Source organism: Burkholderia cepacia (assembly GCF_001718835.1).
In the GTDB taxonomy this organism is placed as follows: Bacteria; Pseudomonadota; Gammaproteobacteria; order Burkholderiales; family Burkholderiaceae; genus Burkholderia; species Burkholderia cepacia_F.
In genome coordinates, this window is sequence record NZ_CP013444.1 from 2,343,778 (window position 1) to 2,369,760 (window position 25,983).

A 25,983-nucleotide genomic window follows, 5' to 3' on the forward strand; every position below is an offset into this window, starting at 1 on the left:
CCTGGCTTATTAATTTCTACCTCCCCTAAGGCGTGCCTCTTGGCGGCCCTACCTCACTCACAGATTTCCGCAAGCATCGGCTTTGTCTCAGCACACGTCGTTTTTTCCAACGGTGCAACACCGCGCTTGCTGCCCAACCACACAGTACGTTAGGTAACTCTGCCAGCTTGACGAACAACGTAGGCGTCCGTGAACACCTTTAAGAAATCTAGCGACGCATTACTTGCTAGTGGTGCACCGAACGCCCCCATTTACCACACTGTGCACACCCCACCGGTCAGGCACGCATTCGATAGAGCACACAATGTCACGTCGCGCTTGGGATCACCAGCTGTAGCCATATCCGGCACCAAATGTGCGATTACTGCCTGCTACACCAACCCCCAACTTGAGAATGCCATTGGTCGTAAGGTGCGCACTTGCCCCGAAGGCCATTCCTGACTGCCCTGCAAATCGCGCGACGCCAACCGCAACGTTAATCACCTTGCCCGGTTCGACCTGCGGCAGCATCGTCAAAGCGGTCGCCGCTGCAATCCCTTGTCGGGCCATAGTATCCGTCTGCTGAAGCGCGCTACCCAGGCTGTTGATTTGTGTTTGCTGGTTCTGCATCGATTGCGATACGGACGTCGATAGTGTATTGAGTTGATTCAGATTGACCGCGTCGGTGCCCTGCGTACCAGCCGCGACGTTAGTTATTTGGCGCTGTTGCGCAGAACTTCCTACTGATACGACGTTAGAACGCCCTTCATCGGTCGAATTCGCACCGATTGCGACCGAATTCGATCCAGCAGTCACCTTTGGAGCACTCGCGCCACTTCCGCTTAAATCTGCCGCTATGCCGGTCGAATTCGCGGCTCGCGTAGCATTATTGCTGACAGTCGTAGACAGCGACGTCAGCTGCGTATTAATGTTGGTAACGCTCGTTGACAACGATGTCACATTGGCGTTCGTAGTTGACAGCCCTGTTGATAGAGATGTGACGCTTGTGGACGTCGACGTGGAGAGCGACGCAACATTACTATTCGTGGACGATAATCCGGTCGACAACGAAGCAACACCGCTATTTGCAGTCGATAGTCCCGTAGAAAGGGATGAGACGGAGGTTGAAGTCGATGTCGACAGCGAAGATAGACTGCTATTAGTGGTGGCGATAGCAGTGGAAGTTGATGTCGACAGCGATCCAATATTGCTATTTGCTGCGCTCAGCCCTGTGGAAAGGGAGTTTACGTAGTTGGTCGTCGATGTCGATAAGGAAGTGAGCGAACTGTTTGTCGCAACAAGTCCAGTCGACAGCGAGCCAATTGAGCTGAATGCAGAAGAGAAGCTCGTTGAGGTCGCCGTCGATAATGATGTCATCGAGCTATTGGTCGAGCTCAGGCCAGTCGACAACGAGTTGATGCCCGTCGAGGTCGACGTGGACAGCGAGGTGATCGAGCTGTTCGCCGACGACAGGCCGGTCGAGGTCGAAGTCGACAGCGACGACACCGTGCTATCGGTCGAGCTCAGGCCCGTCGACAACGAGTTGATGCCCGTCGAGGTCGACGTGGACAGCGAAGAAATCGAGCTATTCGCCGACGACAGGCCAGTCGACGTCGAGGTCGACAACGAATTGATACCTGTCGACGTCGAGGTCGACAGCGACGTGATCGAGCTATTCGCCGACGACAAGCCGGTCGACGTCGAGGTCGACAGCGACGACACCGAGCTATTGGTCGAGCTCAGGCCCGTCGACAACGAGTTGATACCTGTCGACGTCGAGGTGGACAGCGAGGTGATCGAGCTGTTCGCCGACGACAGACCGGTCGAGGTCGAGGTCGACAGCGAAGTCACCGTGCTATCGGTCGAACTCAGGCCCGTCGACAACGAGTTGATACCTGTCGACGTCGACGTGGACAGCGAGCTGATCGAGCTATTCGCCGACGACAGGCCGGTCGATGTCGAGGTCGACAGCGAAGTCACCGAGCTATTGGTCGAGCTCAGGCCCGTCGACAACGAGTTGATACCCGTCGACGTCGACGTGGACAGCGAGCTGATCGAGCTGGTGGCCGATGACAAGCCGGTCGATGTCGAGGTCGACAGCGACGACACCGAGCTATTGGTCGAGCTCAGGCCCGTCGACAGCGAGTTGATGCCCGTCGAGGTCGACGTGGACAGCGAAGAAATCGAGCTGGTGGCCGACGACAAGCCGGTCGACGTCGAGGTCGACAGCGACGACACCGAGCTATTGGTCGAGCTCAGGCCCGTCGACAACGAGTTGATACCTGTCGACGTCGACGTGGACAGCGAGCTGATCGAGCTGTTCGCCGACGACAGACCGGTCGACGTCGAGGTCGACAGCGACGACACCGTGCTATCGGTCGAGCTCAGGCCAGTCGACAACGAATTGATACCTGTCGACGTCGAGGTCGACAGCGACGTGATCGAGCTATTGGCCGACGACAGGCCGGTCGACGTCGAGGTCGACAGCGACGACACCGAGCTATTGGTCGAGCTCAGGCCCGTCGACAGCGAGCTGATACCCGTCGAGGTCGACGTGGACAGCGAAGAGATCGAGCTGTTCGCCGACGACAGGCCGGTCGACGTCGAGGTCGACAGCGACGACACCGAGCTATTGGTCGAGCTCAGGCCCGTCGACAACGAGTTGATACCTGTCGACGTCGACGTGGACAGCGAGCTGATCGAGCTGGTGGCCGACGACAAGCCGGTCGATGTCGAGGTCGACAGCGACGACACCGTGCTATCGGTCGAGCTCAGGCCCGTCGACAACGAGTTGATGCCCGTCGACGTCGAGGTGGACAGCGACGTGATCGAGCTGTTCGCCGACGACAGGCCAGTCGACGTCGAGGTCGACAGCGACGACACCGAGCTATCGGTCGAGCTCAGGCCGGTCGACAACGAGTTGATACCGGTCGACGTCGACGTGGACAACGAGGAGATCGAGCTGTTGGCCGACGACAAGCCAGTCGACGTCGAGGTCGACAGCGACGACACCGTGCTATTGGTCGAGCTCAAGCCCGTCGACAGCGAGTTGATACCTGTCGACGTCGAAGTCGACAGCGAGCTGATCGAGCTGTTCGCCGACGACAGACCGGTCGACGTCGAGGTCGACAGCGACGACACCGTGCTATCGGTCGAGCTCAGGCCCGTCGACAACGAGTTGATACCTGTCGACGTCGACGTGGACAGCGAGCTGATCGAGCTATTCGCCGACGACAGGCCGGTCGATGTCGAGGTCGACAGCGAAGTCACCGTGCTATCGGTCGAGCTCAGGCCCGTTGACAACGAGTTGATGCCCGTCGAGGTCGACGTGGACAGCGAGGTGATCGAGCTGTTAGCCGACGACAGGCCGGTCGACGTCGAGGTCGACAGCGACGACACCGTGCTATCGGTCGAGCTCAGGCCCGTCGACAGCGAGTTGATGCCCGTCGAGGTCGACGTGGACAGCGACGTGATCGAGCTGTTCGCCGACGACAGACCGGTCGAGGTCGAGGTCGACAGCGAAGTCACCGTGCTATCGGTCGAGCTCAGGCCCGTCGACAACGAGTTGATGCCCGTCGACGTCGAGGTCGACAGCGACGACACCGAGCTATTGGTCGAGCTCAGGCCCGTCGACAGCGAGCTGATGCCCGTCGAGGTCGACGTGGACAGCGAGCAAATCGAGCTATTCGCCGACGACAAGCCAGTCGACGTCGAGGTCGACAGCGACGACACCGAGCTATTGGTCGAGCTCAGGCCGGTCGACAACGAGCTGATGCTCGTCGAAGTCGAGGTGGACAGCGAGGAGATCGAGCTGGTGGCCGATGACAAGCCGGTCGATGTCGAGGTCGACAGCGACGACACCGTGCTATCGGTCGAGCTCAGGCCCGTCGACAACGAGTTGATGCCCGTCGAGGTCGAGGTGGACAGCGAGCTAATCGAGCTATTCGTCGACGACAGGCCGGTCGATGTCGAGGTCGACAGCGAAGTCACCGAGCTATTGGTCGAGCTCAGGCCCGTCGACAACGAGTTGATACCCGTCGACGTCGACGTGGACAGCGAGCTGATCGAGCTGGTCGCCGATGACAGGCCGGTCGATGTCGAGGTCGACAGCGAAGTCACCGAACTGTTGGTCGAGCTCAGGCCCGTCGACAACGAATTGATACCCGTCGAGGTCGACGTGGACAGCGAGCTAATCGAGCTATTCGTCGACGACAGGCCGGTCGATGTCGAGGTCGACAGCGAAGTCACCGAGCTATTGGTCGAGCTCAGGCCCGTCGACAACGAGTTGATACCCGTCGACGTCGACGTGGACAGCGAGCTGATCGAGCTGGTCGCCGATGACAGGCCGGTCGATGTCGAGGTCGACAGCGAAGTCACCGAACTGTTGGTCGAGCTCAGGCCCGTCGACAACGAGTTGATACCCGTCGAGGTCGACGTGGACAGCGAGCTAATCGAGCTATTCGTCGACGACAGGCCGGTCGATGTCGAGGTCGACAGCGAAGTCACCGAGCTATTGGTCGAGCTCAGGCCCGTCGACAACGAGTTGATACCCGTCGAGGTCGACGTGGACAGCGAAGATATCGAGCTGTTCGCTGACGACAGGCCGGTCGACGTCGAGGTCGACAGCGACGACACCGAGCTATTGGTCGAGCTCAGGCCCGTCGACAACGAGTTGATACTCGTCGAGGTCGACGTGGACAGCGAAGAGATCGAGCTGTTCGCCGACGACAGGCCGGTCGACGTCGAGGTCGACAGCGACGACACCGAGCTATTGGTCGAGCTCAGGCCCGTCGACAACGAGTTGATACCCGTCGAGGTCGACGTGGACAGCGACGTGATCGAGCTATTGGCCGACGACAGGCCAGTCGACGTCGAGGTCGACAGCGACGACACCGAGCTATTGGTCGAGCTCAAGCCCGTCGACAGCGAGTTGATGCCCGTCGAGGTCGACGTGGACAGCGAAGAAATCGAGCTGTTGGCCGACGACAAGCCGGTCGATGTCGAGGTCGAAAGTGAAGTCACCGAGCTGTTGGTCGAGCTCAAGCCCGTTGACAACGAGTTGATGCCTGTCGATGTCGAAGTCGACAGTGAATTAATTGCAGTAACAGTTGCGTATAGTTGAGAACCATTGACCGCGTCAGTGCTCGCTGCGGAAACACGCCCGGCTGCTACATTTGTAATCTGACGCTCAGCACCTGTCGCACCAACACTAACCACGCTCGACGGACTCGTTCCCGCGAACGAGTAAGCTATCCCTCCGATCGTCGTGCCCGACACTGCGTTCGGAGCAGCCGTTACAGACCCGGATCCAAGTGCGACATCATTTGCATTGTTTGCGATGGCACTCGCACCAACAGCGACTCCTCCGCTGGCAACCGCGGTAGACGCATATCCGATCGCATTTGAGTTTGCTCCGCTAGCCGATGCGGTTGTGCCCACCGCGATCGCGTTGGTCACCGAGCTAGCCCCTCCACCAATCGATATCGACCCGGCGCTACTTGCTACTGCTACGTTCCCAATAGAAACCGAATTCTGCCCGTTCGCAGTCGCTGCGTGGCCCAGCGCGACGGCAGATTGCTCCGATGTCCCCGACGTAATACCGGAATTTGCGACCGACTGGGCGCCGATCGCGATGTCGCCTTGCCCATTTGCCGTGGCGAGCGTGCCGACGGCAAAGGTATCCATCGCCGAAGCGACAGCACCAATTCCGAACGCAATTGCCCCCTGACCTGATGCAGTTGCGTAGACCCCTATTGCAACAGAGCCGGCGCCACTCGCGCTAGCACCCCAACCATACGCTTGCGAGGCCCAACCGTTCGCGTGCGCATCGCATCCCATCGCCGTAGACTGAAGGCCATAGGCCGTCGTGCTAGCTACGCCATTGGCACTCTGCACAACGTTTCCAGTCGCGCTATTGTTGGCTGTATAACCCTGCATTCCTGTTGTCTGTCCTGGACCAGCATTCGTTGGATCGTTGTAGCTGGTAGCACTATTTTGAACTCCAAATCCATAAATCCCTCCTGTAAAGTTCGCGCCCGTCCCATACACCCCACTCGCGGTAAACGGCCCTGACGTTAAGCGATTACAGTCGCCATCACCCACCATTGCAATCGAATTCGCCGACGCAGATGCCCCGAGCCCGCCGGCGCTTCCGCCCTCTTGAGCCGTACCAGCCGGGTTCGTGTTCGTGCCGCTATCGGACACTGCAATAGCCGCAAATGCGCTTGATGCCAACATCATCGAGGCCAGTTGCACCGCTGCCAACCCGACGGCAATCACAATAGCGGCACCGCGAGATGGAGAGCCACCTGATCGTCCATTTGTCAATTCCGAAGCGACCATCATCTGCCCACGCCGCTTGTTCCAAACCTTTCTATATATTTTGTTCATTATGTCACCCGTAACAGTTAATTATTTCGTACTACCTAATATATTGATTTGCCTTCGCCACCGATCCGATCGGACATGCTCAGCTTTGCAACATCCCGTCAGTAGCGCCCCCACCCTATACGTGAGGTCTGCCGTGATATCGATGCGACCCCATTTATTCGACAACTCGATCACGGCCGCACGGTCGCCAACGCGCGCCCAAAACTGAATCTGAATTCAGTTTTGGTTGATGCTAACAAATTTGGATATTGATTCAGATATCTCAAACGTAAACCATTGTCAGAAGGAGAGCGCTCGCGGGTTTTCCCGAGGCAGCAACAAAAGAGGGGCATACGGGCTGCGCTAGTGGAGAACAACGAGGCCGACACGAACGCCGCATGCGCGGGTAGCCAACAATCGGAAGACGGTAAAATACGTCCTGGTAGCGTTTCTGTAGACGAATGCGCAGCGCAACGGAACGCTCACACTGAGTACGTTGTCACATACCAGGCTGAATGCAATTTGTAAGCATGCCAGCCTTCGAAGGGACGTTACAATTCTGAACTGCAATCCCAACGATCTCGCCATCTAGTTTGTCCCGACCATATCGCCTCTCTTGGTAGGTCTGTGGTACGTTCCTTCTAACGATGCATTGACATGGTTCCGCAGATTCGAATGGCGCTATTTGATCAAACTGACCAAGCGAAGACTGCTATGCAATTGTTTCAAAAATAGATAACATCCTGACTGATTTTAATAAATCAATCACTTAGCAAAGGGAAAATTTAATGCGATCGCTGCGCAGAGCAAGTAAGAAAGAAAATAATGAGGCCTCCGACTCTGGCCGGCGACGTAAAACCACTGGGGAGAGCCGTGCTCGGATTCGCTCGCGCTCGCGATTGATTTCAGCTGCAGAAGCAGTGATGGCACGCCGCGGAGTGGAGGGATCAACAATTCAAGAAATAACAGAAGCAGCAGATGTCGGCATCGGCACGTTCTACAATCACTTCAGCAGCAAAAATGAACTTGCAAGAGCTGTTTTTGAGTCCCGCGCCGAGGAACTAGCAAGCGTTTTTGATCAAATCAGTCGGAACGTCAGCGATCCTGCGCGACGGATCGCATACATACAACGCACTTACATCCAGAGATCAATCGCAGATACGGTTTGGGGTTGGTTCCAAGTCCACGCTGAATCAGCCTTACAACAGATGGAAAAGACGTTTTTCGAGCGAGCAAAAAAAGATATACTCGACGGCGTGGTGTTGCATCGATTTACGTGTGGTGACTGCATCGACACTGCAGTAAAAATAACACTTTGCTCCCTTGTTGCAACCACGAAGAGCATCCTGGAAGATCGCGCAGGCCCAACCGCAATGTACGAAGTAACGGAATTGATGCTACGGATGTACGGCGTGCCAGCATCAGAAGCCGCGACTCTTGCCAGAGAATCAGTTCCCGACTTCGAAGTATAGGGGTAGCCGACAAGCCGATATGGCCTCGGCGCGGCTGCGGAACCATTCGCGGTTTAGCAATGGAGGTATCCGGAATTTCGTGTGTGAGGCGGGTTGAGATTCAGATTCCAATGTTGAATCGTTCCGGGTAAAGCAGTGCGAACTGCGTCATGGCGCTCTTCCAATCGTGCCGAGAGCCGGTTCACTTGGCCACGACGTTGCGCAGCGCCAGCCAGATCAGTTTGAGCGCGGCCTCGTCCGACGGGAAGTGGCCGCGCGCGTTGATGATCTTCCGAAGCTGCATGTGCAACGACTCGATCGCGTTGGTCGTATATACAATTTTCCGGATGTCAGGCGCGAAGGCGTAGAACGGAATCACCTGATCCCAGGCTCGGCGCCAGAGCGCGGCAATCGGAGGGGATTTCCTACCCCACGGGCTCGTATCGAACGCGTCCAGCGCCACGGCGGCCGCTTCAGCTGACGGCGCCCGATAGACTTCCTTGAGCGCCGCTGCGACCGATTTCCTGTCCTTCCAGCTGGCGAAGTCCAGTGAGTTCCGGATTAGATGCACGATGCAGGTCTGGACCGTCGTTTCCGGGAACACCGTGTTGATCGCTTCCGGGAAGCCCTTCAGGCCGTCGACCACGGCGATCAGGATGTCCTGCACGCCGCGCGGCTTCAGGTCGTTCACCACCCGCAGCCAGAACTTGGCCCCCTCGGTCTGCTCGATCCAAAGGCCCAGCACATCACGCGTGCCGTCGCGCCGCACGCCCAGCGCCAGGTAGATCGCCTTGTTGCGCACGACGCCTTCGTCGCGGATCTTGACGCGCAAAGCGTCGAAGAACACGACCGGGTACATCGGCTCGAGCGGCCGCTGCTGCCATTCGCGTACCTTATCGATCACGGCATCGGTCACCGTGCTAATGAAGTCCGGCGATACCTCGATGCCGTACATCTCCAGCAGGAAACCCTGAATCTCCCGCACGCTCATGCCGCGTGCGTACATCGCGATGATCTTGTCGTCGAAGCCGGTGAAGCGCCGCTCGCCCTTGGCGATCAGCACCGGATCGAAGGTGCCTTCGCGGTCGCGCGGAATCTCGACGTCGAGCAGGTCATCGTCGGTCGCAATGCGCTTGCGGCTGGTGCCGTTGCGATGGTTCGTGCGGCCTACCGGCTTGGCTTCGCCCTTCTCGTACCCCAAGTGGTGGGTCAGTTCGCCGCCCGGCGCGCGCTCGAAGTTTGCCTTCTTGAGCGCCGCGAGCTGCTCGTTGATCGTCGCCCGATCCAGCGTTCCGGGTACCAGTTGCTTGATGAGTTCCGGGTCCAGGTTCAAGCCCTTGCCCGGCTCAATCGTCACTTCCTCCTTGCGTTTGCGTGGCATAAAGTGGCTCCTTGGCCATCAGTTTATGCCTCACACACAAAGATTCGGATAGGCTCTTAGCAATTCGTCTCGCAGTTTGCCGTTGAAGCTTTCGACGAATCCGTTTTGCCATGGACTGCCAGGTTCAATGAAGGCCGGACCAATTGTAGCGTCTAGCAGCCAGCGCATGACCTTGGCATCAGTAAATTCGGCGCCGTTGTCTGACCGGACAAACGCGGGCTTACCGTACAGCCGCATGAGTCGCGATAGCGTCAAGATCACGTCCTGCGACCGCAGGCTGGCGTCAACCTCAATCGCCAGGCACTCGCGGGTGTATTCATCGATCACGCATAGCATCTTCAAGGCCCGGCCATCCACCAATTAATCGTGCACGGAGTCATAGTTCCAAACCGAATTCGGCTGTGTGGCGCCTGGCACGCGTATGCCGTCACCGCAACGACGTCGGCGAGGACGTCGGCGCGGAATGTTGAGCTGCAGGGCTCGCCACATTCGCCGTACGCGCGATTCGCCCAACGCCAGCCAGGCCGCCATCAGCCGCTCGCCTAAACTTCGATCCTTCTCCGGTTGCTTGAGCGTATAAGTCACCCCTCGGCGGCTCAGTCCCAGGTAACGACATGCCTTGCATTGCGAGAGCCCCGCCGGAGTCAGGACTTCCAGCGCTTCGCGCCGGCCCGTCGGGTGGTCATTTTTTACGGCTGAACTCCTTCAGGCCGTCGATTACCAGCATCTGTTCGGCGATCAAGCGCTTGAGCCGATCGTTCTCCGATTCCAGTTCCTTGCGCCGACGCGCATCAGCCACGTCCATCCCGCCGAACTTGTTGCGCCCACGATAGAACGTCTGTTCCGAAATGTTGTGCCGCTTGCATCGATCCTTCACCGGCTCATCCCGGCTCTCGGCCTCGCGCAAGATGCGGATGATCTACTCGTCGGTAAATCGCTTCTTTACCGAGTCCTCGTGTCCCTAGGATAAAAGAGAACTCACTTATAAAAGAGAACTCACTTGCCGGATGGCAACAAGAAATGTCTCCGGTCAACCGGTTGGTGCGCGTTTGCTGTACGTAGCGCGGCCCAAATCAGCTCGCAACCCATCACCCTTGCGAATGAGCGGGTACGCGAAAGTCCAGCGTGTTTGCACGCTGAGCCCGCTCCAGCGCGTCGAGGTAACGATGGGTGGGGACTGTGGCAAGCTGTCGATCATGAGCGACAACTAATGTCTTGAGCGCGGTCCGCTCGTCGTCCGTCAACATCCACGGCCCACCCTGCCCAGCGCGCGCAACGCACTCATCGAGTGCGACCTCAGAGCGCCGAAACAATTCAAGATCACCGCTGACATCTAGATAGACCGAGAGTTGCAGTACGTTAGACAATATGACGATCGTGGCGATGTCGCCGCGGCCAGTATCGAGCGCGGCAAGCGCAAGGTGGTGCTTCAAGGAAAGGCTGCGCACCTGGTCCATGGGCAGAGGTAGCAATAGCGCTTTCCTGAGTGGTCTGCGACCAGACCGAGAATGTTTCCGCATGTTTCGGCTTTTCGCTCAATTAGAAGACAACAGCGCTGAGTGTACATTGCATCCGATTTCGGTCACCGGCCGGCAGAGAACTCGTTGTGTCGCGCCCGAACCGTAAAATCGCTCGGAAATCACGTGTCCCCTGATTCGCGCCGCGTTCCGCAACAACGGCGGCCAATCGCTCGACCTTGCACGCAGCGCATCGACCTCGGCCACCGCGCCACGAGCAGCTTGACGAGCCCTTCACATCACCTACGCTTCCTGATTGCTTTCTGTCAGATATTTTGTCCGTGTCGAGACATGTGCTTGCGGATCTAACCAACCATCGAGGACCGCACATCGTGAGTTCCAGCGCAATTCAGAGCGCTGTCTCGTCATTCAGTACTGGAATTCTGGTGCTCGTGAAGTGGCTAATCTCCACCTGCCGGCGTTGCTCTAACCTGTGCTCCAGGCTCTCCGGCCGTCTTTTTTATGCCCGGCGAAGGGGTTCGACGATGGCTGCAGGTCAGCCACCGAGTCCTTTCAACGCTTTCGCATGACCGACGAACTTCGTTCACGGCAGGCTTGCGGCCCTACCAAGGGTCAGCGGGTTCCACCTTCTCTGGATCAGCCGACGCGGCGACAAACATTCCGATGTCTGCTCGCCAGTGCGCTCGCGCCTACATGGGATGCCCGGAGACGCGAACCGGTCATTGTGCGGATTCGGCCCTCACGCTTGCGATTTGACGTCACTTAAACGTGGTGGCGTGTGCGATAGCCAACAAGCTGGGCCCAACTGCCGCGCGATCGTCGCTATATTTCCCCTCCGTTCTCGCGCCTAAGCTCTCCGATGTCACCGACGTGGTACCCGCTACCGCGGTTGAATCGCCGTTCCGAATTTTTGACCAGTACGGAGACGTCGGCAAACTTAGCGCCTTCTAGCTGCCGTATTCTCGGGCGGCAACAGGTCAGCAACCGGGCGAGTGTCCGCCCACGCCTGAACCTCATGTACGAGCCATCCCACCCGCCGACCCGATAGCAGTCGAGGCTCAGGGAAGGTTTTCTCACGTACGAGCTTCTGTACCGTTGCCGGAGATAGCGAGAGCGCCTCCGCCACTTCTTTCAGCGAGAAACAAATCTTCAACACGGACGTCACCTCCAGGCCAATGCCATCGACACCTTGTCTGCGCGCAGGCTTTGTCAACACGAACAACAGGGAGTCGATGATGTGCAGCAAGCCTTTCGTGCAAACGATTGGCCACGCATATACAAATTTAATCACTAATGTCACGTGCAGCAAAAGCGTTCACAGCAACCAAATTCCGTTTAGCTGTACTTCCATTGGCACGATGGGTTTCCGCGAAGTTCCGCCGTAGTCCTCTACCAAAAGAGGCTGAGCCAAACTTTCTTGCAGCCCGGCTCCAGTGCGTTGATTCTACTCGATTCAAGGACGATAAAGAGCGCATGGGAATGACATGTCAAGGGAGAAGCGCCATTTCGCGCCCTACTTATTGGGATATCGCTGCACACATTTGCTAGTTGACTGTCGAAATTAAGCTCGGATGCCAGCGTCCAGCCACCGTCGAATAGCAGTCACTATCGGTATTCACCACCTATTTCCTCGCGGAATACGTCCCAGCAATGGACTCCAAGCGATGCGACAACTGCGTGAGCCACTCGCGTCGCTCTCTGTCATAGGTGTGTCTGTTATAGACGCCGAGGATTCCTGGCTGTACATGTCCAAGGACTGCCTCGGCGACTTCATTAGGACATCCCAACATTGCAAGCAGCGTCCGCACCGTACGTCGAAGATCGTGGGCTGACCAATGCGTGACAGGCAAACGCGGCCGCTCATGTTTCGGCGCAATCTTGCAATATGGTTGATGATAATAGACACCGTGCTGGACTACGGTCTGGTCCATCGACGTTCCAAGCGACGAAGGAAACAAAAACGCGCCCCTAGCCTGATCGAGGCGCCGTCGCACAACGACCTCAGCACGACCAACGAGCGGTACGCGCAGATCGGTTGCCCTATCGTTTTGCAGCCCTTTGGTCTTGTGTTTCGGGATAGTCCACCAAAGGCCGTCGGCTTCCTCCACCACCTCGGTGCTCTCCATGGCGACGATCTCGCCACCCCTCGCGCCAGTCCAAAGATAGAGCGTCAATGCGTCAGCAACTGTCAAACTGAAATTCGGCAACCACCGGATCAACGTGCCGAGTTCGTCAACCGAAAGCACTCGTTTTTGCGTCCCGGTGTATTTGCCCTCGACCTTGCGACCTTTGCTCTTTAAGCGCCCTCTTAAAACATCCTTCCACCAATTCGCCGTATTCTCGGGAAGGCGCCCGGCATCAAGCGCATAGTTCCAGGCACCACCAAGCTCCATGCGAAGGCGCGCCGCAACCATGGGCGTCGACCGGTACGAATCGAGGAAATCGAACGCCTGGGCACGTGTGATGGTCACGGCGCTAGCATCCGCAATAGGCCCCAGCATCGCCCTAAACATGCGGGCGACCTCGACCGCCCCCTTGGCTTTCCGATTTGGTTCCACATGGCCTTCCAGATAGTCGCGGCACAGCTCCCTGACCGTGTAGCTGGTCGGAGATGGACGAGCGACCGCCTCTTCCCGCTTTCGACATGGAGTGGAAAGCTCGGCGCCAGAATCGCGCTCGGCGCGACTCTTTTCCCACGCGGAGATTGCTGAAGCAAACGCCATCGCCGGCCACTCGCCGAGCTTCACCTGCCGCATGCGACCGTCGACCGGCGACTTGTAGCGATACGTCCAGGATTTGCGACTCGCCGAGGCTTGAAGGCGAAGCCCCGGAAACCCCTCAAAGGTCATGTGTTCGCCGTTCGGCAGCTTGGCGACGATGCGGGCATCGAAACGCATTCTTCCCTCGGCGTAGGTTTTTTCCAAGAGCAGCATACGCGGCGTAGGTTTTCTGCACAACGCCACAGAAACCTACGCCGATGCGGCAAGTTTAGCCAAGCAGAGACAAGCGTCGATGCGACGACAGGAGCGCAGGGAATTCCTTAATTGTCTTTATATTTCAATCACCTAAAGACATTCCCGGATCAACTGGGACCAGCCTGGACTAGCCCATAATTTCCCCTACTCGTTTTCCTCGAAGTAATGCCCGAACTTCGCCTGCTTCGTACGGATATAACGCTCGTTTTCCTCGCGCACGGGCACCGCAAGCGCCACGCGCTCGCAGACGGGAATGCCGTGCTTCGCGAGCGTGTCGAACTTCGCCGGGTTGTTGCTCATCAGCCGCACCGACGTCACGCCGAGGATCCGGAGGATTGCGGCGGCCGAGTCGTATTCGCGGGCGTCGTCGGGCAGGCCGAGATCGAGGTTCGCCTCGACGGTGTCTCGCCCCTGCTCCTGCAGCGCGTACGCGCGAATCTTGTTGCTCAGGCCGATCCCGCGCCCTTCATGCCCGCGCAGATACAGCAGCACGCCGCGGTCTTCGGCCGCGATGTAGCGCAACGCGAGATCGAGTTGCTCGCCGCAGTCGCAACGGTACGAGCCGAACACGTCGCCGGTCAGGCATTCGGAATGCAGCCGCGTCAGCACGGACTGCTCGCCGGCGACGTCGCCCATCACGAGCGCGAGATGCTCGGCATCGCTGCCCGATACGCGGAAAGCGTACGACTTGAACGTACCGTAGCGCGTGGGCAGCGACGCGGTGGCGACGAGCGTCACGCACTCGTCGGCCTGGCCATTGCCCGGCGTGGGCGATTGGGGACGCGAAGACATCATGAATTCAATCGAAACGTTCAGGAATGTAGGAGTTGTGTGGATAGTGCGTGACGGGAGTTTACCGCTAATCTGGAATCGTCACGCGCCGCTGCCACGCACCCGTCTATACTGGATCAATCGGGTGACACGCATCACGCCCTGCCTGCCCAGCATCGACCTGCACACGGAGAAAGCGAATGAGCACGACTGTCGCGCAGATTCTCAAGGCCAAGCCGGATTCGGGCCGCACCATCTATACCGTCACGAAGACCGATCTCGTCTACGACGCCATCAAGCTGATGGCGGAAAAGGGCATCGGTGCGCTACTGGTCGTGGACGGCGACGACATCGCGGGCATCGTCACCGAGCGCGATTACGCGCGCAAGGTCGTCCTGCAGGATCGCTCGTCGAAAGCCACCCGCGTCGAGGAAATCATGACGGCGAAGGTGCGTTACGTCGAACCGTCGCAATCCACCGACGAGTGCATGGCGCTGATGACCGAACACCGGATGCGCCACCTGCCCGTCCTCGACGGCGGCAAGCTGGTCGGCCTCATCTCGATCGGCGACCTCGTCAAGAGCGTGATTGCCGATCAGCAGTTCACGATCAGCCAGCTCGAACACTACATTCACGGAACCCCGGCCGTCACGTCCGTCTGACGGCGCTCCCGGCAAAAAAGGCCCAAACGCGTGAGCGTCTGGGCGGAAAGCCGCCGGCATGCGGCGACGGAGGTTCTGCTCCTGCTTGCGTGCGAAGCGCGTGTCGCGCGCGCGTCGCTTGGCGATGTTGGATGCGTGCGGGCAGACCCGGGATAGTCGGTTCAGTTGCCGAAGTAGACCGAGTTCACGGGGTTCGGCGCTTCCCGCATCGGGCGGCCCGACTGCGCCGCGCCGGTCGCCACGGCACCATAGCCGCTCGTATCGGCTTGGGCGAGCATCGGCTGGCTCGGCTGGATCCGCTGCTCTGCGGCCTGAATGTCGGCCGGATACTGCGAATCGGTAGCTTGGGGCTTGTAGCCATTCTGTTCGAGTTGGACGAGCTCGGCCTTGACCTGGTCGCGGGTCAGCCCCTGCTCGGACTGTGCAAACGATGCGATCGGTGCGGCAAGGACGGATGCGGCGATAGCTGCGTAGATGATCGACTTCATGATGACTTACCTCCGAGTACGTTCTGTTTTTCACGTCGCTTCCGGCAGGGATGTCTGAAGCGATTGAGCTCAGTCTAGTCGCCGAACGACCAAGGGGAAACCCTTAGTTTGAACATACAGCGTTGCGTTTTTGGAAAATATCGGACGCTTCTCGGGTGCTGTCACCCACTCACTTACGCCAATTCGACAACAATCCCTGACAAATCGCTGACACTTCGATCAACGGCTTTCCGGGGTGTTGTACAATCGTAAGGTCTTATACGACTGACGAATTCTCACCCACCATGCGCGCACGCCTGCTTTCCGCTGTTTCGCCGTCCCGTCCGGGCGGCATGCGCGCGTTCGCCGGCAATCCGGCGCATCCCCTCGCTCGACGCACGGCCCAGGCGCCGCTCGCCCCTGCCCGGCGCCTGATCTGACGGCTCGGCCTCCTCCCGGAGCCAGGTCAGACAGGCTCCGGGCGATCCTCATAGGCACGCCACGCCTGCCCCTGCCGATCATTTGGAGAACAGCCATGAAACAACGCCTTTACCAGTTGACCGAACTCGACGTTGCTCGCCTCGAGAAGCACGCCGAACACAACCCGCGCTTCCAGACGATGCTCGATACGCTGCTCGAACGCGCCGACATCGTCCAGCCCGATGCCATCAAGGCGAACGTCGTCACGATGAATTCGCAAATCACGCTGCTTGACGAGACGAGCCACGAAAAGACGACCTGGACGATCGTCTATCCGGAGGAAGCCAATCTCGAGCAAGGACGCCTGAACGTCTTCTCGCCCGTCGGTATGGCACTGCTGGGTACCCAGCGCGGCCAGATGGTCAAGGTGATGCAGCCAAGCGGCGCCGAAAAGCTGATGAAGGTCGCCGCGATCGTGTTCCAGCCGGAAGCCAACGGCGAATACACGCGTTGACACGGCTCGGTGCGCGGAAGGCGGCGGCTGCGCCGTCTGCCGCAAATGGAAAAAGCGAGGCTTCCTGACTGATGCCTCGCTTTTTTTTGTCCGGGTCAACGGACGAAAAAAAGGCGCCCGAAGGCGCCTTTTTCGATGCTGCGAAGCGGGTTACCCCGCCGTCACGCTTAGAAGCGGTGACGCAGACCAACCGTTGCTGCGGTTTGGTTGATCGACGAGCTGATTGCCGGGTTCGCGTTGTCGCCGTTGAAGATCGACGCGTTCGTGTTGCCCGATGCACGCTGGTACACAGCTTGTGCGTACACGTCCGTGCGCTTGGACAGCGAGTAGTCAGCTTGCAGACCGAATTGGTTCCAGTGAGCGCCATCGCCAGCTTGCTTAGCGTTCGTGTACGTGTAAGCAGCACCCAGGCCAAGAGCCGGCGTCAGGTTGTACTTCGCGTTGACTTCGTAGTTGTCGAAACGAACCGACGGCGTGCCGTCAACCTGATTGTCAACACGCGCTTGCGTCCACGCTGCGCCAACTTGCGCCGGGCCGAATGCATACGCAGCAGCAACGCCGTACGTACGGCTACGGGTCGAGATGCCGACCGGGCGACCGTTCAGGTTGAAGAGCGTCGAGCTAGCGCCCGTCGTGTTCAGACCTGCGTTGTTCGCCTGTGCGTACGCTGCACCCAGCTTCAAGCCTTGGTACTGGTACGACACGCCGCCGCTATATGCACGGTTGTTGCCGAAGTTGGTATCGTTCGAGAACGAGTACGTGCCGCCGAATTGCAGGCCAGCGTAGTTTGCGCTCGTGAACTTGACGGTGTTGTTCACCGAGATGTCGCCGCTCGTGCTCAGACGGTCGACGTTACCGATGTGCGCGAAGTACGTACCACCCCACGAACCCGTTGCGGTCAGCGGAGCCAGATAGTCTTGAACGGAGTCATACTGCTTGCCCAGCGTAACCGTGCCGTACTGGCTCGACAGACCGACAAATGCTTGACGGTTGAACATGCCGTTGTTGTTGCGGAACTTGCCGTTACCGATACCGAAGCCGCTTTCCAACGTGAAGATTGCCTTCAGGCCGCCACCGAGGTCTTCCGAACCACGCAGGCCGAAACGGCTTTGATCGATACCGCTGCCCATTGCCCACTTCGACTTGCCAGCCTGGCCAGCTGCCGGAATCACGTTGCTCGTGTAGGTGATGCCTGCGTCCAGCACGCCGTACAGCGTGACGCTGCTTTGCGCGTGAGCGACGGTTGCGAACGATGCTGCAGCTGCTGCAACGATCAGAGTCTTGTTCATTCGTGGAGCTCCCTTCTAAAAAGAGGCAGGTCTCGCGACCTTGTTCATAAACGGTCTGCAACCGCCCGGGAGCGCCATCGATCCTGCTGGCCGCACCCGGATAGTTGCCCGTTTGGGAACCGTGAGTTTAGGGGTGTACCCTAGGGGAGCGATCCGCAAATAAAGAAATAAGCTTTTCCAGAACTAGAAATAATGAAAGTGGGGCCGAGTTATAAGTATTTGTTTTGACGTTTGTTTTTGACTTCTTGACGGGGGCTTTTTGGAGGCTTTCATCGCACCATTCTTTCATGTCATCGTCTTGACGGTTGCATAGAAACAACAAGCAGAATCGTACAAATGACACAAATTCGGCAATTTTTACCTGACTCAATCTCAAATATTGAGCTTCCGGCGTCCGGAACGGGCGCACGGACGGCAAACTTCCGACGAATGGTCGCAACGCCGGTGATTCCCCTATCCACGACCCACGGCGTCATCCCGGTGATCGCGGCGGCCGTGACATGCCGTAACTGCATTGACCGGGCGCGTAACCCGACCGATGCGCAGGCAGGCTAAGGTACGACGAACCCGACAGCAGAACAGGACACGCCAATGAATCGACGCTCCTTGTTGCGCGCCATCGGATTGACCGCCGCCTTTGCCGGCAGCGCCGCATGGCTCCGTGCCGCCTCGGCCCAGCCCGCTGCGCCCGTCTACCGGCCGTCCGGCCCCCACCGCGTGCCCGGCGGCCCGCCCTACGACAACCGCCCGGGCGTCGCGCCGCCGCCGTTGCGCCATGACCGCCGCCCGCCACCGCCACGGCCGCACGGCTATATATGGACAGACGGTTACTGGCGCTGGCAAGGCGGGCAATATAGATGGGTCCCCGGCCGCTGGATCGCGCGACGCCCCGGTCATCGCTGGATTCCCGGCTACTGGCGGCGGCAGGGGCCGACATGGGTGTACGTCGACGGCTATTGGCGCTAGCCGTGGCGAAGCCGCGCGTGCGTTACGCAAAAGTCTCGAAGACGAAACCGATCTGCCCCCGCCGCCGGAATGACCTCTAGCGCACGTCGCCGTCACGCTCACGCGCGTGACGGCGTGCGTCGCAGATCGCGCGATGATGTTCGTCCGCCCACCGGATCAGCGTGCGCATAGGACCGAGAAACGACCGGCCAAGCGCGGTCAGCGCATATTCGACGCGCGGCGGCACTTCGGCGAACAGCGTGCGACTGACGAAGCCGTCCTGCTCGAGCCGCTTGAGCGTGCGTGACAGCATCTGCCTGGAAATGTCGCCGATCGCACGGCCGAGCTCATTGAAACGCAAGGTTCCGTCGGCGAGCGCCTCGAGCACGAGCAGGCTCCACTGGTCGCCGATGCGGTCGAGCACATCGCGGATCGGGCACGGCTGGTCGAACGCGACCGGATCGTCGGCCGGGGAGGTCGGCAATGCCTGAATGTCTTTCACGGGAATGAACGCGGTCAGCGCGGTGTGACCTGTTCACACCGCGCTGACTTCTTGTGACGGGTTCGCGGCAACTGTACCATTCCGGCGACTCGAATCCGGCCGGTTTCGCCTGTTCTACGAAGCATGTCGACAACGCCCGGAGCCGCATTCACGCCGTATCTGAACCGCTGCAGACAACGACGCCCACGACTTCATCAGGAGACCTTCGCGTTGAGGTCGACAACAGCATTCGCAAACAAACAAGGAACACGTTCATGACCTCATCCCGCTGGCCCCTTCGCTTCCTCGCCATCGGCATCGGCCTGCTGGCCGGCGCAACGGCTGCGCTGGCCGATCCGTCGACGTCGCGCAACCTGGCCGCCGAGGAAGCCAACCGCCAGCTCGTGCTGACGTTCTACGACCGCTTCTTCAACAAGCACGACATCGCAGCAGCGGCGACCGTCGTGGCGGACGACTACAAACAGCACAACCCGCACGTACCGGACGGCAAGAAGCCGTTCGTCTCGTATTTCACCGGCGCCTTCAAGGACAATCCGCAATCGCGCGCGCGCATCGTGCGCAGCGCAACCGACGGCGACCTCGTCTACCTGCACGTCCATTCGACCGAGCGCCCGGGCGACCGCGGCGAAGCCGTCGTCGACATCTTCCGCGTGAAGGACGGCAAGATCGTCGAACACTGGGACGTGATCCAGCCGGTACCCGAAACGTCCGCGAACGCGAACACGATGTTCTGACCGTCATCGGATCAGGTCGAGCTTCAGCACCTGTTCCATCGTCAGAACGGGGATGGGAAACGAGACGGCATCGTCCGGCCTGCGCCGGCCGTGCCATTCTCGGCGCAAGCCGCGAAGCGCCAGTGTCGGGCCGCGCGACGGGAACGCGTCGCCAAGGCGGCGGCCCGCCGTCTCATCCCGCATCACCGCCGCGCAATCGGCGCATCCAGCCCCGCGCCCGACGGCCAGCCGCCCGCCAGCGCCTTGTACAGCGCGACCGTCGACGCCGCACTGCGCATCTGCCCGTCGGCCGCCGCATCCTGCGCCTGCAGCAGCGTGCGTTGCGCGTCGAGCACTTCGTAGTAGTCGATCGCGCCCGCCGCAAAACGCGCCTGCGCCAGTTGCGCGGCGCGCGCGCTGTCGGTCGCGGCCCGCACGAGATGGTCCGTCTCGTCACGCGTGCGTGCCGCGCGCAGCAGCGCGTTCTCCGTTTCCTCCAGCGCCCCGAGCACGGTCTGCCGGTATTGCGCGAGCTGCCCGGCCGCTTCCGCATCGCTCGCGGCGATCCGTGCGCGCACGCGGCCGACGTCGAGGAACGACCAGTCGATGCCGAGCGCGATCAGGTTCGTGTCGCTGCCCGCACGGAAGAACCCGTAGCTGCTCGTCGCGCTGCCGAGCAGGCCCGACAGCGTGAAGCGTGGAAACAGGTCGGCCGTCGCGACGCCGACGCGTGCGGTCGCCGCGTGCAGCCACGCCTCGGCGGCCGCGACGTCGGGCCGGCGCCGCAGCAGGTCGCCCGGCGTGCCGGGATCGATGTCCGCGACGAGCGCGGGCAACGGCGCGGGCGCATCGAGCTCGCCGATCAGCGCATCCGGCGTCTGCCCGGTCAGCACCGCGAGCCGGTGCTCGTCGACGCCGATCGCCGCTTCGTACACGGCGATCCGCGACGTCGTCGATTCGTACTGCGCGCGCGCCCGCGCCGCATCGAGTTCGGAGCCGCGCCCCGCGCCGACGCGCGCATTGATCAGCGCGAGCGTCTGCTTCTGGTTGTCGGCGTTCTCGCGTGCGATCCGCAGCCGCTCCTGCGAGCCGCGCAGGTCGACGTACGTGCTCGCCACCTCGCCGGCGATCGCGACGCGCACCGCGCGCACGTCCGCCGCGCTGGCAGCCGTTTCCGCGCGCTGCGATTCGACCGCGCGCCGCACGCGGCCGAACAGGTCGAGCTCCCATGCCGCATTGATCCCGACGCTGGACGTCGGCGTATCGCGCTGGCTGCGCGGCGCCCCGAACGCCTGATCCTTGCTCATCAGCTGATGGCCGATCTGCCCGCTCGCGGTGATCGTCGGAATCTGGTCGAAGCGGGTCTCGCGCAGCAGCGCATTCGATGCGTCGTAGCGCGACACGGCGACCTGGAGATCCTGGTTCGCCGCGAGCGCCGTGTCGATCAGCCGGGTCAGCGCGGGATCGCCGAAACCGCGCCAGAACGCGGCGTCCGCGTCCGCAGACGTGCCGGCCGGCGCCGCGTCATGTTGCATCGCCTGCGATTCGTCGCGCGCGAACCGCGCGGAAACCGCCGACGCGGGCCGCTCGTAGTCGGGGCCGACCGCGCATGCGGCGAGCGTCACCGACATCGCGAGCGCGGAAAGACGGAAAGCGGCGCTCATCGGTTTTCTCCTTCGAGGGTGCCGTGGTGTTCGCTCCACACGGCCGGCGTGCCGCCCGCGAGCTTGCGGATCGCCACATAAAACACGGGCGTCAGGAACAGCCCGAACAGCGTGACACCGAGCATCCCCGCGAACACGGTGATGCCGGTCGCGGCCCGCACTTCGCTGCCCGCACCGCCGCCGATCAGGAGCGGCACCGAACCCGCGATGAATGCGACCGACGTCATCACGATCGGACGCAGCCGCAGCTTGCACGCCTCCAGCGCGGATTCGATCACGCCCTTGCCCTGGATTTCCAGCTCGCGCGCGAACTCGACGATCAGGATCGCGTTCTTGCACGCCAGCCCCATCAGCACGACGAGCCCGACCTGCACGAACACGTTGTTGTCGCCCCCCGACAGCCACACACCGAACAGCGCCGCACAGATGCACACAGGCACGATCAGGATCACCGCGAGCGGCAGCGTCCAGCTCTCGTACAGCGACGCGAGCACGAGGAACACGAGCATCACCGCGAGCGGGAACACGACGATCGCCGCGTTGCTCTGGGTGACCTGCTGGTAGCTGAGGTCGGTCCACTCGAGCACGATCCCCGGCGGCAGCACGTCCTTCGCGATCTGCTGCAGCTTCCCGATCGCCTGCGACGACGACATCACCTTCGGATCGGCGTCGCCGATCAGGTTGGCGGCCGGATAGCCGTTGTAGCGGACGACCGGGTCGGGCCCGTACGCGGGCGCCACCGTCACCATCGAGCCGATCGGCACCATCTCGCCCTTCGCGTTGCGCGTGCGCAGGTTCGCGATGTCGGCGGCCGTCTGCCGGTGGCCGGCATCCGCCTGCGCCATCACGCGGTACACGCGGCCGAACAGGTTGAAGTCGTTCACGTACATCGAGCCGAGATAGACCTGCAGCGTGCTGAACAGGTCGGTCAGCGCGACGCCCTGCGCCTTCGCCTTCATCCGGTCGACCTTCACCTCGAGCTGCGGGATGTTCGCCTGGTACGAGCTGACCGGGTAGCTCATCCCCGGCGTCTTCGCGACCGCGGCCTGGAACGCGGCGAGCGCGTTCTGCAATGCGCCGTAGCCGAGCCCGCCGCGATCCTCGAGGTACAGCGAGTAGCCGGAGCCGTTGCCGAGGCCCTGGATCGGCGGCGGCATCAGCGCATAGGTGATGCCGCCGCCGATGGTCGCGAAGCGCGCGTTCAGGTCCGCGTTGATCTGCGCGGCGCTGCGGTGGCGCTGGTCGAACGGCTTCAGGATCACGTACGAGTTCGTGACGTTCGGCGTGTTCACGCCCTGCAGCGCATTCAGCCCGGCAAATGCCGGCACCATCTCGACACCGTCGGTGCCGAGCGCGATCTTCGTCATCTGCTTGGTCACCTCGCTGGTGCGCGCCAGCGACGCGCCTTCCGGCAGCTTCGCGCCCGCGAACAGGTACAGCTTGTCCTGCACCGGGATGAAGCCGCCCGGCACCGCGTCGAGCAGCAGCGCGGTCGCCCCGAGCAGCGCCGCATAGACCGCGAACACCACCCCGCGCCGCTTCAGCGTGCGCGAGACGACGCCGTGATAACGATCGGAACTGCGGTCGAAGAAGCGGTTGAACGGACGGAACAGCCAGCCGAACGCGCGGTCGAGCCCGCGCGTGAGCGCATCCTTCGGCGCACCGTGCGGACGCAGCAGCTTCGCGGCGAGCGCGGGCGACAGCGTCAGCGAGTTGATCGCGGAGATCACCGTCGAGATCGCGATCGTCACCGCGAACTGCCGGTAGAACTGCCCCGTGACCCCCGACATGAACGCCATCGGCACGAACACCGCGCACAGCACCAGCGCGATCGCGACGATCGGCCCCGACACCTCGCGCATCGCCTGGTGCGCGGCATCGCGCGGACTCAGCCCCTGCGCAATATTGCGCTCGACGTTCTCGACCACGACGATCGCATCGTCGACGACGATGCCGATCGCGAGCACGAGCCCGAACAGCGTCAGCGTGTTGATCGAATAGCCGAGCAGATAGAGCCACGCGAAGGTGCCGACCACCGACACCGGCACCGCGACGAGCGGAATGATCGATGCGCGCCACGTCTGCAGGAACAGGATCACGACGAGCACGACCAGCACGACCGCCTCGATCAGCGTGTGCTGCACCGCGCGGATCGATTCGCGCACGAATACCGTCGGATCCCACACGGGACGGTACGCGACGCCGGGCGGGAAGCGCTTCGACAGTTCGTCGAACTTCGCATACACGGCCTTCGCGACCTCGAGCGCGTTCGCGCCCGGCGACAGGAAGATGCCGACCACGGCCGATTGCCTGTCGTTGAAGTACGAGCGCAGCGTGTAGTCGCCCGCGCCGAGCTCGACGCGCGCGACGTCGGACAGCTTCACGACCTGGCCGTCGTCGCCGTTGCGCAGCACGATGTCGCCGAACTCCTGCGCCGTGCGCAGCCGGCCGCGCACGTTGATCGACAGGAGGAAGTCGTTTTTCTTCGGCGTCGGCTCCGCGCCGAGCTGGCCGGCAGACACCTGCACGTTCTGCTCGCGCACGGCCGCGATCACGTCGCTCGCGGTCAGCCCGCGCGACGCGAGCCGGTTCGGGTCGAGCCAGAGGCGCATCGCGTAATCGCCGGAGCCGTACACGCCGACGTCGCCGATGCCGGTGAGCCGCGACAGTTCGTCCTTCACGTGCAGCGTCAGGTAGTTGCGCAGATACAGCGAGTCGCGGCTGTTGTCCGGTGAATAGAGGCTCACGTACATCAGCGGCGTCGGCGACTGCTTCTGCGTGGTCACGCCGTACTGGCGCACCTCGTCGGGCAGGCGCGACAGGGCCTGGCTCACGCGGTTCTGCACGCGCACGGCGGCCGTGTCGGGATCGACGCCCTGCAGGAACGTGACGACCACCTGCAGACTGCCGTCCGAACCGGCGACCGACTTCATGTACATGATGCCTTCGACGCCGTTGATCGCCTCTTCGAGCGGTTCTGCGACCGACTCGGCGATTTCCTTCGGGTTCGCGCCCGGGTACGTCGCACGCACGACGACGCTCGGCGGCACGACTTCCGGGTATTCGCCGGCGGGCAGCATCGGAATCGAGATCAGGCCGATCGCGAAGATGACGATCGACAGCACGACCGCGAAGATCGGCCGGTCGATGAAGAATCGGGAGAAATCCATGCTTCGGCCTCCCGTTACTGCGCCGCGGGCGCGGCGGCTTCGACGGACGCGGCCTGCACGCCGGCGACGGGTCGCACGGCCAGCGTCTTCGGTTTCACCTGCGCGCCCGGATAGTAGATCCGCTGCATGCCGTCGACGACCACGCGGTCGCCCGCCTGGATCCCCTTCTCGATGATCCGCTCGCCGTCCAGCCCGCGGCCGATCGTCACGTCGCGGCGCAGCGCCTTGTCGCCGGGCCCGATCACGTACACGTACTTGCGGTCCTGGTCGGTGAGCACGGCCTTGTCGTCGACGAGCAGCGCGTCCTGATCGCGGCCGCTGACGAGTTGCACACGCGCATACAGGCCCGGCGTAAACGTGTGGTCCGCATTCGGCAGCCGCACGCGCGCGCGGATCGTGCCCGTCTGCGGGTCGAGACGGTTGTCGAGGAAATCGACGGTGCCCGCATGCGGGAAGCCCGTCTCGTTCGCGAGGCCCACGCGGACCGGATCGGCGCCGATCGCGCGATGCTTCGGATCGGCACGCCGTGCGTTGTAGCGCAGGTAGCTCTGTTCGTCGCAGTCGAAATACACGTAGACGGGGTTCTGCGACACGACGGTCGTCAGCAGCGTGTCGTCCGCGCGCGCCAGGTTGCCGACGGTGGCGACCGCGCGGCCGACGCGGCCCGCGATCGGCGCACGCACTTCGGTGAAACCGAGATTGAGCTTCGCATCGGCGACGGCCGCATCGGCCGCTTGCAGGTCCGCACGCGCCTGCTCGGCCGTGGCGCGCGCGTTGTCGAGTTCTTCCTGCGACGTCGCATGCGCATCGATCAGCGTCTGCACGCGCTTGAGCTGCACGTTCGCGAGGCTCGCGGCCGCGCGGGCCCGCTGCAGCTGCGCGTTCGCGCGATCGAGTGCGATCCGGTACGGGCGCGGGTCGATCTCGAACAGCAGCGCGCCCTGCGCGACCAGGTCGCCCTCCTCGTAGGCGACGCGCTGCAGGTAGCCGCTCACGCGCGGCCGCAGTTCGACCGCGTCGACCGCTTCGACGCGTCCGTTGAACGCGTCGGCAAGACGCACGGTGCGCGGCGCGATCGTCGCGACGCCGACTTCGGGGGGAGGCTGGGCCGGCGGGTCGCCCCGGCCGTCATGACAGCCGGACAACGCAAGCAGCAGCACGCAGACGGCGCCCAGCGGCGCCGTCCTGTGAACGGGAAGAGAGAGCATGGAGCCTCGCGGTACGTTAAACTGC

General features: G+C 61.5%; 16 protein-coding genes and 3 pseudogenes. 5 read left to right on the forward strand and 14 right to left on the reverse strand.

From position 1 onward, the window contains the following. Positions 1–324: 324 nt before the first annotated feature. Both WT26_RS37805 and WT26_RS39205 read right to left on the reverse strand, forming a co-directional pair. Positions 325–5,664, reverse strand: coding sequence for a YadA-like family protein (locus tag WT26_RS37805; protein ID WP_420480957.1), 5,340 nt, complete (start codon positions 5,662–5,664; stop codon positions 325–327). A 582-nt stretch (positions 5,665–6,246) separates the two neighbouring features. Beyond that, positions 6,247–6,369, reverse strand: a pseudogene (locus WT26_RS39205) (ESPR domain-containing protein); the annotation flags it as partial. 767 nt (positions 6,370–7,136) lie between these two features. Here WT26_RS39205 and WT26_RS36740 point away from each other — a divergent pair. After that, positions 7,137–7,820 carry a TetR/AcrR family transcriptional regulator gene (locus WT26_RS36740; RefSeq protein ID WP_080485788.1) on the forward strand — a complete coding sequence of 228 codons (684 nt, stop codon included), beginning with the start codon at positions 7,137–7,139 and terminating at the stop codon, positions 7,818–7,820. Positions 7,821–7,920: 100 nt separating this feature from the next. Here WT26_RS36740 and WT26_RS30290 read toward each other — a convergent pair. The 6 genes and pseudogenes from WT26_RS30290 to ribA form a co-directional block, all read right to left on the reverse strand. Continuing rightward, positions 7,921–9,180, reverse strand: a pseudogene (locus WT26_RS30290) (IS256 family transposase). A 57-nt stretch (positions 9,181–9,237) separates the two neighbouring features. Continuing rightward, positions 9,238–10,099, reverse strand: a pseudogene (locus WT26_RS37810) (DDE-type integrase/transposase/recombinase); the annotation flags it as partial. A gap of 169 nt (positions 10,100–10,268) precedes the next feature. Continuing rightward, positions 10,269–10,613, reverse strand: coding sequence for a hypothetical protein (locus WT26_RS30305; protein WP_155123259.1), 345 nt, complete (start codon positions 10,611–10,613; stop codon positions 10,269–10,271). Between the two features lie 982 nt (positions 10,614–11,595). Continuing rightward, entirely contained in the window at positions 11,596–11,958 is a 363-nt protein-coding gene (locus WT26_RS38960) for a helix-turn-helix transcriptional regulator (RefSeq protein WP_335622466.1), read from the reverse strand. Positions 11,959–12,280: 322 nt separating this feature from the next. Further along, on the reverse strand, positions 12,281–13,555 hold the full coding sequence (locus WT26_RS30315) for a tyrosine-type recombinase/integrase (RefSeq protein ID WP_069271896.1): 1,275 nt from the start codon (positions 13,553–13,555) through the stop codon (positions 12,281–12,283). Between the two features lie 222 nt (positions 13,556–13,777). Beyond that, on the reverse strand, positions 13,778–14,428 hold the full coding sequence (gene ribA / locus WT26_RS30320; protein ID WP_059522380.1) for a GTP cyclohydrolase II: 651 nt from the start codon (positions 14,426–14,428) through the stop codon (positions 13,778–13,780). Positions 14,429–14,604: 176 nt separating this feature from the next. On the opposite strand from ribA, the gene WT26_RS30325 reads away from it, so the two are divergent. Next, positions 14,605–15,066: a CBS domain-containing protein gene (locus WT26_RS30325; RefSeq protein WP_069274668.1), complete on the forward strand. Its 462-nt coding sequence runs from the start codon at positions 14,605–14,607 to the stop codon at positions 15,064–15,066. 161 nt (positions 15,067–15,227) lie between these two features. Here the strand turns inward: WT26_RS30325 and WT26_RS30330 are convergent, their stop codons facing one another. Further along, complete coding sequence (locus tag WT26_RS30330) at positions 15,228–15,554, reverse strand: DUF4148 domain-containing protein (RefSeq protein WP_069274669.1); 327 nt, start codon at positions 15,552–15,554, stop codon at positions 15,228–15,230. A 514-nt stretch (positions 15,555–16,068) separates the two neighbouring features. Between WT26_RS30330 and WT26_RS30335 the strand changes: the two genes are divergently transcribed. Continuing rightward, entirely contained in the window at positions 16,069–16,467 is a 399-nt protein-coding gene (locus WT26_RS30335; protein ID WP_069274670.1) for a GreA/GreB family elongation factor, read from the forward strand. 167 nt (positions 16,468–16,634) lie between these two features. Here WT26_RS30335 and WT26_RS30340 read toward each other — a convergent pair whose 3' ends face one another. Continuing rightward, the gene (locus WT26_RS30340; protein WP_069274671.1) at positions 16,635–17,756 is read right to left on the reverse strand and encodes a porin; all 1,122 of its coding nucleotides are present in this window, start codon (positions 17,754–17,756) and stop codon (positions 16,635–16,637) included. A 591-nt stretch (positions 17,757–18,347) separates the two neighbouring features. Between WT26_RS30340 and WT26_RS36755 the strand changes: the two genes are divergently transcribed. Next, the gene (locus tag WT26_RS36755; protein ID WP_081333781.1) at positions 18,348–18,722 is read left to right on the forward strand and encodes a YXWGXW repeat-containing protein; all 375 of its coding nucleotides are present in this window, start codon (positions 18,348–18,350) and stop codon (positions 18,720–18,722) included. A gap of 76 nt (positions 18,723–18,798) precedes the next feature. On the opposite strand, the gene WT26_RS30345 is transcribed toward WT26_RS36755, so the two are convergent. Continuing rightward, positions 18,799–19,185 carry a winged helix-turn-helix transcriptional regulator gene (locus WT26_RS30345; RefSeq protein WP_069274672.1) on the reverse strand — a complete coding sequence of 129 codons (387 nt, stop codon included), beginning with the start codon at positions 19,183–19,185 and terminating at the stop codon, positions 18,799–18,801. A 272-nt stretch (positions 19,186–19,457) separates the two neighbouring features. Here WT26_RS30345 and WT26_RS30350 point away from each other — a divergent pair, with 272 nt between their 5' ends. Then, positions 19,458–19,937, forward strand: a complete 480-nt coding sequence (locus tag WT26_RS30350) for a nuclear transport factor 2 family protein (protein WP_069274673.1) — start codon at positions 19,458–19,460, stop codon at positions 19,935–19,937. Between the two features lie 182 nt (positions 19,938–20,119). On the opposite strand, the gene WT26_RS30360 is transcribed toward WT26_RS30350, so the two are convergent. Genes WT26_RS30360 through WT26_RS30370 form a run of 3 tightly spaced genes read right to left on the reverse strand, consistent with a single transcriptional unit; the run spans position 20,120 to position 25,958 of the window. Beyond that, the gene (locus WT26_RS30360; protein WP_069274674.1) at positions 20,120–21,580 is read right to left on the reverse strand and encodes an efflux transporter outer membrane subunit; all 1,461 of its coding nucleotides are present in this window, start codon (positions 21,578–21,580) and stop codon (positions 20,120–20,122) included. Next, the gene (locus WT26_RS30365; RefSeq protein ID WP_069274675.1) at positions 21,577–24,750 is read right to left on the reverse strand and encodes an efflux RND transporter permease subunit; all 3,174 of its coding nucleotides are present in this window, start codon (positions 24,748–24,750) and stop codon (positions 21,577–21,579) included. Before WT26_RS30365 ends, WT26_RS30360 begins: the two co-directional genes overlap by 4 nt. Positions 24,751–24,764: 14 nt before the next feature. Next, positions 24,765–25,958: an efflux RND transporter periplasmic adaptor subunit gene (locus WT26_RS30370; RefSeq protein WP_069274676.1), complete on the reverse strand. Its 1,194-nt coding sequence runs from the start codon at positions 25,956–25,958 to the stop codon at positions 24,765–24,767. Positions 25,959–25,983 lie beyond the last annotated feature (25 nt).